Raw genomic sequence first — 12,208 nt, forward strand, 5'->3', positions numbered from 1 at the left:
ACTTGTAGCTATCAGCCTGTGAGCGCCCTCAGCTACGGCCGGGAAACAGCTCGGGCTTGAGAATGCCATTCAGGCGCGGATAAGGGATCTTCAATTCGACGTGACCCAGCGCATACGGGGCGATGGTGCTGGTTTCGTACTTGAGGATCACGCCGCCGTAGGTCAGTGCCACGTTCTGGGTTTTCTGAAATTGCCATTGTTTGAGGAATTCCGGTTCCTGATCGAGCTTGGTGCTGATCAGCCAGCTGTTGTGTGCCACCTGCGCGGCTTTCCAGAACGCTTCTTCCTGGCCTGGCAGCAACATGTCCGACAGGGTCAGCACTTTATGCTGTTGGCGCGAATAGTTGATGAAACTGCGACCCGGCGTGCCATGGGCACCGCCGGTGTCCAGGTAGCTGGAGAATTCGATGATCACCAAGCCGTCATGCTGCTCGCGTACCTTCGCTTGCAGGTAGCTGCTGTTGCGCGGGCCGGCGTTGCGCAGGAACTCGTCGCGATAGGCTGCCAGGGTTGGCGCTACCGGTGCATCGGGCGCGGTGCGGGTCATTTGCAGCAGGCGTTTTTCAACGATGCCATCCAGTTGCGGTTCGCCCGGAAAACGCAGCGTGTCGATGTTCACCAGCGGGCAATCCTGACTGGCGCAACCGGGTTTCAGTTGTTCGGAGGCGTCTCGGGTGGTTTCCAGCGGTGCCCGGAAAGTGGGCTGGAACAAACTCTGGCAGGCGCCCAGGGTCAGGGCGATTGCAGCCACGGAGGCGATTTTAAAAAGCGACATGGGCGTCCTTCATAAAACAGGGAAAGGCGAAAAGTTACCCGCTTCGACTGTCAGCGAGGGAATCAGTTCGCCACTAAGCTCATTAGAGTTGGTTTCGCCCTCACCGTCTATCCCGCTTGCTGGAAAGGGGCTGCATCAAATGTCACCCGCGCGTTAGGATGGCGCGAAGTCGAGGCTGGAGCTTCGCAACGGATTTGTTTAAACGAGGATTGTCATGACTGATTTTGCCAACGCCATTCCGTCCGCCGTCGAGATCGTGCGGCGCGAAAAGTGCTACGAGGGCTTTTACAAGCTCGACCGTGTGCACTTGCGCCACGAGTTGTTCGCCGGGGGCATGAGCCGCGAAATCAACCGGGAAGTGTTCGTCCGCCATGACGCCGTCTGTGTGCTGCCGTATGACCCGCAGCGTGACGAAGTGGTGCTGATCGAGCAGTTTCGCGTGGGCGCCATGGGCAAGACCGATAACCCTTGGCTGATCGAGCTGGTCGCCGGTCTGATCGACAAGGATGAAGTGCCGGAAGAAGTTGCTCACCGCGAAGCGCAGGAGGAAGCTGGGCTGGTATTCGGGGCGCTGTGGCCGATGACCAGATATTTCCCGTCGCCGGGCGGCAGCAATGAATTCGTGCATTTATTCCTCGGGCGTTGCGAGACAACCGGGGCCGGCGGCCTGCATGGGCTGGAGGAAGAAGCGGAAGATATTCGCGTGACGGTGTGGGCCTTCGAAGATGCCCTGCAAGCCGTGCGCGACGGACGTATTGCCAACGCGGCCAGCATCATTGCCTTGCAATGGTTGGCGCTGAACCGCGCTGAAGTGAGGGGGTTATGGTCGTAAACAAGCTGCGCGATCGCTATCGGGTAGACCTCGTGGGGCTGCAAGCCGCGTGCGAGGCCAACTACGCGCGTCTCATGCGACTGCTGCCGGACATGCGCAGCGAACCGGCGGCGCGGCGCATTGCCGTGACCCATGGCGATCAAATGCTGGGTGTGCTCGCTCTCGAAGTGCTGCAGGTCTGCCCTTACACCACGACGTTGCAAGTACGCCAGGAACACAGCCTGCCCTGGTTGCCGGTACCGCAGCTGGAAGTTCAGGTCTATCACGACGCCTGCATGGCCGAAGTGGTCAGCGCCGAACATGCACGACGCTTCCGCGGCATCTATCCTTACCCGAACGCCGCAATGCACCAGCCGGACGAAAAGGCCCAGCTGAACCTGTTCCTCGGCGAGTGGTTGAGCCATTGTCTCGCGCTGGGACATGAGTACGAAGTCGTGCGCTAAGTGTGAACTGCGTCAGATTCACGCGTTCCTCTTTTGCCCATCCCCCAGCATAATCGCGGCATTCATTCATCCCTTGTTCGCCCTGGGAGAACGCCTTGCCGAGCGTATCCACATTGTCTACTGCCGATTCGGTGCTGCTGGTGCAGCTTTCCGACAGCCACTTGTTTGCCGGAGCGGACGGTACGTTGCTGGGCATGAATACGCGCGAGAGCTTGCAGCAGGTGATCGAGCTGGTCAGGCAGCAGCAGCCGCACATTGACCTGATCATCGCCAGTGGCGATATTTCCCAGGATGGTACGCTGGAGTCTTATCAGCAGTTTCGCGATCTGACCCGCCAACTCGATGCGCCGGCCCGGTGGATTCCGGGCAATCACGATGAACCGCAAATCATGGCCGAGGCTGCGGTGCAGACTGCGTTGCTGGACCCGGTGGTGGACGTCGGCAAATGGCGCGTGACCTTGCTCGATTCAGCGGTACCGGGCTCGGTGCCCGGGTTTCTGCAGGACGAACAGTTGCAACTGCTGGCCTGCTCGCTGAGTGAGACGCCGGAGCGCCATCACCTGGTGTGTTTCCACCATCACCCTGTGTCCATCGGTTGTGCCTGGATGGAGCCGATCGGATTGCGCAATCCTGAAGCATTGTTCGCCGTGCTCGACCGGTTTCCGCAAGTGCGCGCGGTGCTCTGGGGGCATGTGCATCAGGAAATCGAGCAGATTCGTAACGGCGTGCGTCTGATGGCTTCGCCATCGACCTGCATTCAGTTCGAGCCGGGCAGCGACGATTTCAAGGTGGGTAAGCAAGCTCCGGGGTATCGGTGGCTGCGACTGCTGCCTGATGGCCAGCTCGAAACCGGCGTGGAACGCGTAACGGGTTTCGAATTTGAGGTCGATTACGGCTCAAACGGCTACTGAATATCTGCGGTGCTGCCATCGCCAGCAGGCTGGCTCCCACATTGAATCTGCGTCGTGCACAGAACCCTGTGGGAGCCAGCCTGCTGGCGATGGCGTCCGCTCGGACGGCATCAATTCCACGGATATCCCCGATTCCCCAAACACCCTGTAAACTCCGTCTCTTTGACCGACGCACAGGGAGCTCAGATGTCCGGTTCGATCCTTTATATCCACGGTTTCAACAGCGCACCTTCGTCGAAGAAGGCCTGCCAGTTAATCGATGTGATGGGCCGCCTGGGCTTGAGTGATCATTTGCGCGTTCCGGCGCTTCATCACTATCCGCGCGAGGCCATCGGTCAGCTCGAAGAGGCGATTTCGCAGCTGGGGCGGCCATTGCTGGTCGGCAGCTCACTCGGCGGCTACTATGCGACTCACCTGGCCGAGCGCCATGGCCTCAAGGCTCTGTTGATCAACCCTGCCGTCAGCCCGCACCGTATGTTTGACGGGTATCTGGGAACGCAGAAAAACCTGTACACCGAAGAAACCTGGGAGCTGACCCACGACCACGTCACGGCCCTTGCCGAACTGGAAGTGCCGGCGCCTCAGGACCCGCAGCGGTTTCAGGTATGGTTGCAAACCGGTGATGAAACGCTCGATTATCGCCTCGCCCAGCAGTATTACCGCGCCTGCGCCCTGCGCATCCAGGCCGGTGGCGATCACAGTTTTCAGGGCTTTGCCGCGCAACTGCCGGCAATGCTGAGTTTTGCCGGCATCGGCGCAGACGTGTACCAGGCGATCGATTTCGCTGCACTGTGAATCGTCGCTCCTTTGACAGCCCCTATTTTCTACAGACACTGACGACGAGACCCTATGGCCACTCCCAGCGCTAGCTCCTATAACGCCGACGCCATCGAAGTCCTCTCGGGCCTCGACCCGGTGCGCAAACGCCCCGGCATGTACACCGACACCAGTCGGCCGAACCACCTCGCCCAGGAAGTCATCGACAACAGCGTCGACGAAGCCCTGGCCGGCCACGCCACCTCGGTACAGGTCATCCTGCACGCCGATCACTCCCTGGAAGTCAGCGATGACGGCCGGGGCATGCCGGTGGACATTCACCCGGAAGAAGGCGTTTCCGGGGTCGAGCTGATCCTCACCAAGCTTCATGCGGGTGGCAAGTTTTCCAACAAGAACTATCAGTTCTCCGGCGGTCTGCACGGGGTGGGTATTTCCGTGGTCAACGCCTTGTCGACCGAAGTGCGGGTACGCGTGAAGCGTGACGGCAACGAATACCAGATGACTTTTGCCGACGGTTACAAGAACACCGATCTTGAAGTGGTCGGCACTGTTGGCAAACGCAACACCGGCACCAGCGTGTTTTTTGCCCCGGACCCGAAATATTTCGATTCGCCGAAATTCTCCATCAGCCGTCTCAAGCACGTGCTCAAGGCCAAAGCCGTTTTATGTCCGGGCCTGCTGGTCAGCTTCGAAGACAAAGGCACCGGCGAGAAAGTCGAGTGGCATTACGAAGACGGCCTGCGCTCGTACCTCGTGGATGCGGTCAGCGAATTCGAACGTCTGCCCAATGAGCCGTTCTGCGGCAGCCTGGCCGGCAACAAGGAAGCGGTGGACTGGGCGCTGTTGTGGTTGCCCGAAGGCGGCGACAGCGTGCAGGAAAGCTACGTCAACCTGATCCCGACGGCGCAGGGCGGTACCCACGTCAACGGTTTGCGTCAGGGCTTGCTGGATGCCATGCGCGAATTCTGTGAATTCCGCAGCCTGTTGCCGCGCGGCGTGAAGCTGGCGCCGGAAGACGTCTGGGAACGCATCGCCTTCGTCTTGTCGATGAAAATGCAGGAGCCGCAATTTTCCGGCCAGACCAAGGAACGCCTGTCCTCCCGTGAGGCAGCGGCGTTTGTCTCCGGCGTGGTCAAGGACGCCTTCAGCCTGTGGCTCAACGCCCACCCGGAAACCGGCATGCTGCTGGCCGAGCTGGCGATCAACAACGCCGGCCGTCGTCTGAAAGCCAGCAAAAAGGTCGAGCGCAAGCGTATTACGGCGGGGCCGGCGTTGCCGGGCAAACTCGCGGACTGTGCCGGGCAGGACCCGATGCGTTCCGAGCTGTTCCTGGTGGAAGGTGATTCCGCCGGCGGTTCGGCCAAGCAGGCGCGGGACAAAGAGTTTCAAGCGATCCTGCCGTTGCGCGGCAAGATTCTGAACACCTGGGAAGTGGACGGCAGCGAAGTGCTGGCCAGCCAGGAAGTGCACAACATCGCCGTGGCCATCGGCGTTGATCCGGGCGCGGCGGACTTGAGTCAGCTGCGTTATGGCAAGATCTGCATCCTCGCCGACGCCGACTCCGACGGTCTGCACATTGCGACGCTGCTCTGCGCCTTGTTTGTCCAGCATTTCCGCCCATTGGTGGATGCCGGTCATGTCTACGTCGCAATGCCGCCGCTGTACCGGATCGACCTCGGCAAGGAAATTTATTACGCCCTGGACGAAGCGGAGCGCGATGGCATCCTCGATCGTCTGGTCGCCGAGAAAAAACGCGGAAAGGTGCAGGTGACCCGATTCAAGGGGCTGGGTGAAATGAACCCGCCGCAGCTGCGTGAAACCACCATGGACCCGAACACCCGGCGCCTGGTGCAACTGACGCTCGGTGACACCTACGAAGCCACCGCAGAAATGATGGACATGCTGCTGGCCAAGAAACGCGCCGGCGACCGCAAGACCTGGCTCGAATCCAAAGGCAACCTGGCCGAGGTTCTTGGCTGATGCGGGTTGGTTTTGCCTTGGCCTGTGCGTTGCTTGTGAGTTCGCTGTCGGCGTTGGCCGCCCCGGCTCCACAGTTGCGCCTGGTGTCCGAGCACCCGGTGGACGGCATGCACGGCGGCAACCTGTCCGGGTTGGCGCAGTGCGGCAAGGACATGTGGACGGTGTCGGACCGCGATGACGCGCAGATCTACCGCCTCGATACCGGCCAAAGCACCTGGCAAGCCGAAACCGTGCACATCGACGCACCGCCGGTGCCCGACAGCGGGTTGCCCTGGGGCTTGCGCTCGCGGACCTGGGTGGCGTCATTCGTGCGCGGCGGGAATCTGGATTTCGAAGGCATCACCTGCGACAGCATCGGCACGCGCTATATCGTCAGCGAGGCGCATGCCGCCGTCCTGCAAGTGCCGCTGTTCGGGCCGGCGTCATGGCTGAAGATTTCGCCGATGCTGGTTCGCGAAGCACGCGCCAGCGGTTTGTTGCTGAACTTCAACTCGTTGTTCGAGGGGCTGGCGATCAACCCGGCTGGCGATCATTTATGGCTGGCCGCCGAGCGTGAGCGGCGCGGTTTGCTTTTGCTCAAGCGCAAGCAAACTGTCTGGAATTGCGACGGCAGCTGCGTGTTGCTCAGCGAAGCCGGCAAGGAAATGCAGCCGCCGCAATTCAGCAAAACCAACGTGGTAGCGCGGGATTTCGCTGATCTGTCTTTGTTCAACGGCAAGTTGTTCACCCTTGAGCGCTTCGACCTGGAGATCTGCCGCCGCGACGCGCAAACCGCCAAGGTCGAGCGTTGCTGGTCGTTTGCCGATGAGGCGATGCTGCCCGATCGACGCTATCCACAACCCTACGGGCTGGCAGAAGCGCTGGTAGTAGACGCGCAAGGCGCCTGGGTCGGCATCGACAACAATTTCACCCCCCGCGCTGATGGCGAGCAGCGCCCGGTGGTCTGGCGTTTCGCCGCGCCCGAAGGTGGCTGGAGTGCCAAGCCATGAGCCAGCAAACGCCGGGCAAACGCATCGGCCGCGTGCTGATGGTGCTGGCGTGGTGCGCGGCGCTGTTTCTGGCCACACGCTTTTTCGGCCAGTGGGAGCAGCGTCAGCACAATCCCAATGCGGTGGTCAGCTCGGAGCAGGGCGAAGGTTTCATCGAAGTGAAACTGGTCGGCAACCGTCAGGGCCACTTCGTTGCCAGCGGCCAGATCAACGGTCAGCCGGTGGATTTAATGCTCGATACCGGAGCGACCGATGTCGCCATTCCCGGCGGCCTTGCCGAACGGCTCAAGCTCGAAAAAGGTTTTGCAGTGACCTTGAGCACTGCCAGTGGCCGAACCGAAGGCTATCGGACTCGTATCCAGCAATTGCAACTGGGCGACATTGTCTTGCGCGATATTCGCGGGCTTGTCGTGCCAGGCCTTGAAGGCAATCAGGTGCTGCTCGGCATGAGCGCACTGAACCAACTTGAATTTACCCAGCGCGGTGGCACCATGCTGCTGCGCCAGACAACGAACCGATGAGGCCCGCATGAGCGACATCCTTGCAGACAGCTTAGACGGCATTGAACGCCGATCGCTGGCTGACTTCACCGAAAGTGCCTACCTCAACTATTCCATGTACGTGATCATGGACCGTGCCTTGCCGCATATCGGCGACGGCCTGAAACCGGTACAGCGGCGCATTATTTACGCCATGAGCGAGTTGGGGCTGGACGCCGACTCCAAACACAAGAAATCGGCGCGGACCGTTGGTGACGTGCTCGGCAAGTTTCACCCGCACGGCGACTCCGCCTGCTACGAAGCCATGGTCCTGATGGCCCAGCCCTTCAGCTACCGCTACACACTGGTCGACGGTCAGGGCAACTGGGGCGCTCCGGATGATCCAAAATCCTTCGCCGCCATGCGTTACACCGAAGCGCGGCTGTCGCGTTATTCCGAAGTGCTGCTCAGCGAACTGGGCCAGGGCACGGCGGACTGGGGTCCGAACTTCGACGGCACCCTCGACGAACCGCTGGTGTTGCCGGCGCGTTTGCCGAACATCCTGCTCAACGGCACCACCGGCATTGCCGTCGGCATGGCCACCGATGTGCCGCCGCACAACCTGCGCGAAGTGGCGACCGCTTGCGTTCGCTTGCTGGACGAGCCGAAAGCCACGGTTGAACAACTCTGCGAACACATTCAGGGCCCGGATTACCCGACCGAAGCGGAAATCATCACGCCGCGCGCCGACCTGCTGAAAATCTACGAAACCGGGCGCGGCTCAGTGCGCATGCGCGCCGTGTATCACGTCGAAGACGGCGACATTATTGTCACCGCGCTGCCGCATCAGGTTTCCGGCGCCAAAGTGCTGGAACAGATCGCAGCCATGATGCAGGCCAAGCCATCCAAGGCGCCGCAGATTGCCGATTTGCGTGATGAATCCGATCACGAAAACCCATGCCGCATCGTGATCATCCCGGGCGCACGGAAAAATTTCGACCACGACGCGTTGATGCAGCACCTGTTCGCCAGCACCGAGCTGGAATCGAGCTACCGGGTCAACATCAACATCATTGGTCTGGACGGCAAGCCGCAGCTGAAAAACCTGCGCGCGCTGTTGGTGGAATGGCTGGAATTCCGCGTGCGGACCGTGCGTCGGCGTCTGCAATTCCGCCTCGACAAGGTCGAGCGTCGCCTGCACCTGTTGGACGGTTTGTTGATTGCTTACCTCAACCTGGATGAAGTGATCCACATCATCCGCACCGAGGAACACCCCAAAGCTGCGTTGATCGCGCGCTTCGCCCTCAGCGAAATCCAGGCCGACTACATTCTCGATACCCGTTTGCGTCAGTTGGCGCGACTGGAAGAGATGAAGTTGCGTGCCGAGCAGGATGAACTGCTCAAGGAACAAGCCAAGCTGCAAGCCCTGCTGAGCAGCGAAGCCAAACTGAAAAAACTGGTGCGCACCGAACTGATCAAGGATGCCGAAACCTACGGTGATGATCGTCGTTCGCCTATTGTCGAACGTGCAGAAGCCAAGGCGCTGACCGAGCACGACCTGCTGCCGAACGAGAAAGTAACCGTCGTGCTCTCGGAAAAAGGCTGGGTTCGCTCCGCCAAAGGGCATGACATTGATGCTACCGGGCTTTCCTATAAAGCCGGGGACGGTTTCAAAGCATTGGCGCCGGGACGTTCCAACCAGTTCGCAGTGTTTATCGACTCCACCGGGCGCAGTTATTCGGTGCCGTCGCACACGTTGCCATCGGCCCGTGGCCAGGGCGAACCGTTGACCGGCCGCCTGACGCCGCCGCCGGGTGCAAGCTTCGAATGCGTGCTGATGCCCGAAGACGATTCGCTGTACGTCATCGCCTCCGACGCCGGTTACGGGTTTGTGGTCAAGGGCGAAGACTTCCAGGCGAAGAACAAGGCCGGCAAGGCGCTGTTGAGTCTGCCGAACAATTCCAGGGTTATCCTGCCGCGTCCGGTGTCTGATCGCGAGAATAACTGGCTGGCATCGGTGACGACCGAGGGTCGTCTGTTGATCTTCAAGATCAGCGATCTGCCACAATTGGGCAAGGGCAAGGGCAACAAGATCATCGGGATTTCCGGTGAACGCGTAGCCAGCCGCGAAGAATACGTCACCGACATTGCAGTTCTGCCGGAAGGCGCTACCTTGGTGCTGCAGGCCGGAAAACGTACGTTGTCGCTTAAAGCGGACGACCTTGAACATTACAAAGGTGAGCGAGGGCGTCGGGGTAACAAGTTGCCCCGTGGCTTCCAGCGAGTGGATGCACTGCTCGTCGAAAACCTCAATTAGCCGAGGACGCCCTCCCTAGAGCGCTCGACCTGCGAAATAACGCGCAGATCGACGCTTTGGCGCTGGAGTCGGGAGGAATATTCACGGATGATATGCCCTTTCCAGCGCCGGCGTGGCCGAGCGTTCTTCATATTTATTGAGTATTTTCACTGTGGTTAGCCTTGTGGCAGCCACCTGGATGGGACGATGACTGCTCTGCGCCTTCCTTTTATTTTGATGCTCGCCGGCGTTCTTGGCCTGGCGGGTTGCAGCGTACATCAACCGGTGTCGCTGTATCAGCTGGACAGCGGCAGTCCGGCGCCGCCTGCGCAAAGCACAGGCATGGCGGTTTTGCTGGGTCCGGTCACCCTGGCTGATTACCTGCAGCGTGAAACCCTGCTTCAGCGTCAGCCGGATGGCAGCTTGCAGGCGTCCACCGACGGCCGCTGGGCTGGCAGCCTTTCATCCGATATCGACCAACTGTTGCTGCGCCAGGTCGCGGGGCATCTGGATAGTCAGCGCGTAGTGCTGTCGCCGGCAACCGGTGGCTTCACCCCGGATGTCCAGGTTCTTTTGACCATCACCCGTCTGGATTCAGGAGAGTCCCAGCCGGCGATCCTTGATGCGCAATGGCGCCTGATCGACCGTCGCGGCAAGGTGCGCGATAACCGCATCGTCCATTTGCAGGAACAGCATGCGGGCGGTACGGCTGCTCAGGTCCAGGCACAGGGCCTGTTGCTGCAGCGCCTGGCCCAGCAATTATCGGTGGCGCTCAAGCCACTGGCTAATCAGCCGCCAATCGCCGAGACACGCAAGCCGGCGGCCAAACCCGCTGCGCCGGCAAAAGAGCAGGACAAGCAGCCAAAGATTCCGATGGCTTCGCCAATTCGCACGGACATGGAAGTGTTCAGGTTCTGAGCCTGGAATGATTGATAACAAAGCCCGCCCAGTGCGGGTTTTGTCGTTTCTGTGCGTAGATATCGTCGTGTCGGCTGGCCGCTTCGCGAGCAAGCTCGCTCCTACATTTAATCGGATTTCACTTGAAGGAACCCGGTCGAATGTGGGAGCGAGCTTGCTCGCGAAAGGGATCAGGCAGGCAACAAAAAGCCCGCAGACAATCATTTGTCTGCGGGCTTCTTCACATCAGGGCTTTGGCTTAAGCCCGACGCTCATGCATCCGCGCCAATTGTCGCTCCAGCATCGACGGGTACGGCTCCATCAATCGTTCTACGCAGCACGCACCTTCAGGGCTGGCAATCGGACGAATCCGCGCACGCTGGCGGATCAGCGGGTCGTCGTTGATCTTGCGTTCCACCAGCAACAGATTGCGGCTGTGTTGCGATAAGGCCAGGGCGTCCTGGGCCGGCTCGGTCAGCAGCAGGTCGATCTGGCTCAGGCCGAACAGCTCGTCACCCAGGGTCAGACCCAACTGCAATTGCAGGGTGATGCCGCTGTCAGCGACTTCGATCTGCAACTGGTGACCCAGCGCCCGGAGCAATTCACCGCAGCAGATCGCATTGGTCAGGTAATCGTCGCCACTGTTTTCGCTGTGGAACAGCATCAGCGTGCTGCCGTCATTCAGTGTGTGCAGTTCACTCTCGTACAGCGACGCCGCCTGATCGAGGCAATCGCGGTAGCGTTTGAGCAGTTCTTCCAGACGCGCGCGCGGCAAACGACGCAGCTGGTCCTGAGCGCCCAGTTGCACGGCGAGCACGGCACTGTGTTGCGGCACGTTCGAAGGTTGCGGCTTTACCAGCGGTTTTGGCGAACTGTCTACGGATACGTCGCGCAGGTCGGCGAACGGGTCCTCGTCGTCATCGTCATCTTCAACGGTGCTGACGACGCGCTTGGGCGCAGGCTTCAACGCTGCTACCGGGCGACTCTCGTCAAAGCTCGGATCGCGCAGGTTACGCACTTCAAAAGCCGGGTCGGCTTGGTCATCGTTCTCGACGTCATCGAACTCGGGCTCGGGCTCGGGTTCCGGTGCAACCGGTTCCGGCGCGTAGCTGGCGTGCAGCTGGCGAGCCAGGTCGCCGATCTCGTCCTGGCGACCGGTGCCGGGGGTGTATTCGTCGATGTTGCGCAGCCACACACGCAGTTGCATCAGCGGCGTGGTCAGATTGCGGCCCAGACGCAAGCTCAAGGCCAGCGCGAGGGCGAGCAGAATGGCGCTGAGAATGCCCATGCTCTGCAGGCTGATGGTCATCGGCTGCTGGAACTGATCCATGTCCAGACTAATGCGCAGCTGGCCGGCGGTTACATCCTGAAAGGTGATCTTGCTCTGATACATGCCCTCGGCTTCGCCCAGCAGGCTGTGCTTGGGGCGCTGACCGGCTTCGGCAAGGATGCGGTTATCCGGACTGTAGATGGCCGCGTGGGCGACCAGCTTGTTTTTGGTCAGGTTGTTGAGCAGCACGTTGAGGCTGAGGATGTCGTTGGACACCAACAGCTCGGTCGCCGAGGTAGCGGTCTGCGTGGTCAGGCTTTCGCCCAGGGCATCGGCTTGTTCGTGCATGGCCTGCTTGAACTGCAAACCCATCACACAGGCGTAGATCACCAGGGCCAGAGCGACCAGGATCACGTTGTGGCTGGCGATGCGCAATGCAATCGGTACACGGCGATGACGCAGTGCACGGAAGATCAGCAGAAAGAAGTTATCGGTTTTTACTGGCGTGGGCCGGTTCACTTGAGCTCGGCTCTTGGTCCGTGAAGTTGACGCGCAGTAT

The 12,208-nt window shown here is 60.4% G+C and carries 11 protein-coding genes; 9 read left to right on the forward strand and 2 right to left on the reverse strand.

From position 1 onward, the window contains the following. Positions 1-28 precede the first annotated feature (28 nt). A complete protein-coding gene (locus ACYZT1_RS03035) occupies positions 29-775 on the reverse strand; it encodes an RsiV family protein (RefSeq protein ID WP_462017612.1) in 747 nt (248 codons plus the stop codon). Positions 776-989: 214 nt separating this feature from the next. Here ACYZT1_RS03035 and ACYZT1_RS03040 point away from each other — a divergent pair, with 214 nt between their 5' ends. From ACYZT1_RS03040 to ACYZT1_RS03080, 9 genes are all read left to right on the forward strand, one after another. Next, the gene (locus ACYZT1_RS03040; protein ID WP_462017613.1) at positions 990-1,607 is read left to right on the forward strand and encodes an NUDIX domain-containing protein; all 618 of its coding nucleotides are present in this window, start codon (positions 990-992) and stop codon (positions 1,605-1,607) included. After that, entirely contained in the window at positions 1,598-2,050 is a 453-nt protein-coding gene (locus ACYZT1_RS03045; RefSeq protein WP_462017614.1) for a DUF1249 domain-containing protein, read from the forward strand. Before ACYZT1_RS03040 ends, ACYZT1_RS03045 begins: the two co-directional genes overlap by 10 nt. 95 nt (positions 2,051-2,145) lie before the next feature. Then, the gene (gene cpdA / locus ACYZT1_RS03050) at positions 2,146-2,961 is read left to right on the forward strand and encodes a 3',5'-cyclic-AMP phosphodiesterase (RefSeq protein WP_462017615.1); all 816 of its coding nucleotides are present in this window, start codon (positions 2,146-2,148) and stop codon (positions 2,959-2,961) included. Between the two features lie 186 nt (positions 2,962-3,147). Continuing rightward, entirely contained in the window at positions 3,148-3,756 is a 609-nt protein-coding gene (locus tag ACYZT1_RS03055; RefSeq protein ID WP_462017616.1) for a YqiA/YcfP family alpha/beta fold hydrolase, read from the forward strand. Between the two features lie 54 nt (positions 3,757-3,810). After that, a complete protein-coding gene (gene parE, locus ACYZT1_RS03060; protein ID WP_462017617.1) occupies positions 3,811-5,718 on the forward strand; it encodes a DNA topoisomerase IV subunit B in 1,908 nt (635 codons plus the stop codon). Beyond that, the gene (locus tag ACYZT1_RS03065; protein ID WP_462017618.1) at positions 5,718-6,707 is read left to right on the forward strand and encodes an esterase-like activity of phytase family protein; all 990 of its coding nucleotides are present in this window, start codon (positions 5,718-5,720) and stop codon (positions 6,705-6,707) included. The genes parE and ACYZT1_RS03065 overlap by 1 nt, the downstream gene beginning before the upstream one ends. Next, positions 6,704-7,228 carry a retropepsin-like aspartic protease family protein gene (locus tag ACYZT1_RS03070; RefSeq protein ID WP_462017619.1) on the forward strand — a complete coding sequence of 175 codons (525 nt, stop codon included), beginning with the start codon at positions 6,704-6,706 and terminating at the stop codon, positions 7,226-7,228. Before ACYZT1_RS03065 ends, ACYZT1_RS03070 begins: the two co-directional genes overlap by 4 nt. 7 nt (positions 7,229-7,235) lie before the next feature. Continuing rightward, on the forward strand, positions 7,236-9,503 hold the full coding sequence (gene parC, locus ACYZT1_RS03075; RefSeq protein WP_462017620.1) for a DNA topoisomerase IV subunit A: 2,268 nt from the start codon (positions 7,236-7,238) through the stop codon (positions 9,501-9,503). 186 nt (positions 9,504-9,689) lie between these two features. Next, the gene (locus ACYZT1_RS03080) at positions 9,690-10,400 is read left to right on the forward strand and encodes a PqiC family protein (RefSeq protein WP_462017621.1); all 711 of its coding nucleotides are present in this window, start codon (positions 9,690-9,692) and stop codon (positions 10,398-10,400) included. Positions 10,401-10,638: 238 nt separating this feature from the next. On the opposite strand, the gene ACYZT1_RS03085 is transcribed toward ACYZT1_RS03080, so the two are convergent. After that, positions 10,639-12,168 carry an AhpA/YtjB family protein gene (locus ACYZT1_RS03085; RefSeq protein ID WP_462017622.1) on the reverse strand — a complete coding sequence of 510 codons (1,530 nt, stop codon included), beginning with the start codon at positions 12,166-12,168 and terminating at the stop codon, positions 10,639-10,641. Positions 12,169-12,208 lie beyond the last annotated feature (40 nt).

Source organism: Pseudomonas sp. PB3P13 (genome assembly GCF_054897735.1).

What these genes read in the sequence shown, in the direction of transcription:
- ACYZT1_RS03035 (WP_462017612.1), bottom strand. Translation starts at nt 775, where the DNA reads ATGTCGCTTTTTAAAATCGCCTCCGTGGCTGCAATCGCCCTGACCCTG.
- ACYZT1_RS03040 (WP_462017613.1), top strand. Translation starts at nt 990, where the DNA reads ATGACTGATTTTGCCAACGCCATTCCGTCCGCCGTCGAGATCGTGCGG.
- ACYZT1_RS03045 (WP_462017614.1), top strand. Translation starts at nt 1,598, where the DNA reads ATGGTCGTAAACAAGCTGCGCGATCGCTATCGGGTAGACCTCGTGGGG.
- ACYZT1_RS03055 (WP_462017616.1), top strand. Translation starts at nt 3,148, where the DNA reads ATGTCCGGTTCGATCCTTTATATCCACGGTTTCAACAGCGCACCTTCG.
- parE (WP_462017617.1), top strand. Translation starts at nt 3,811, where the DNA reads ATGGCCACTCCCAGCGCTAGCTCCTATAACGCCGACGCCATCGAAGTC.
- ACYZT1_RS03065 (WP_462017618.1), top strand. Translation starts at nt 5,718, where the DNA reads ATGCGGGTTGGTTTTGCCTTGGCCTGTGCGTTGCTTGTGAGTTCGCTG.
- ACYZT1_RS03070 (WP_462017619.1), top strand. Translation starts at nt 6,704, where the DNA reads ATGAGCCAGCAAACGCCGGGCAAACGCATCGGCCGCGTGCTGATGGTG.
- parC (WP_462017620.1), top strand. Translation starts at nt 7,236, where the DNA reads ATGAGCGACATCCTTGCAGACAGCTTAGACGGCATTGAACGCCGATCG.
- ACYZT1_RS03080 (WP_462017621.1), top strand. Translation starts at nt 9,690, where the DNA reads ATGACTGCTCTGCGCCTTCCTTTTATTTTGATGCTCGCCGGCGTTCTT.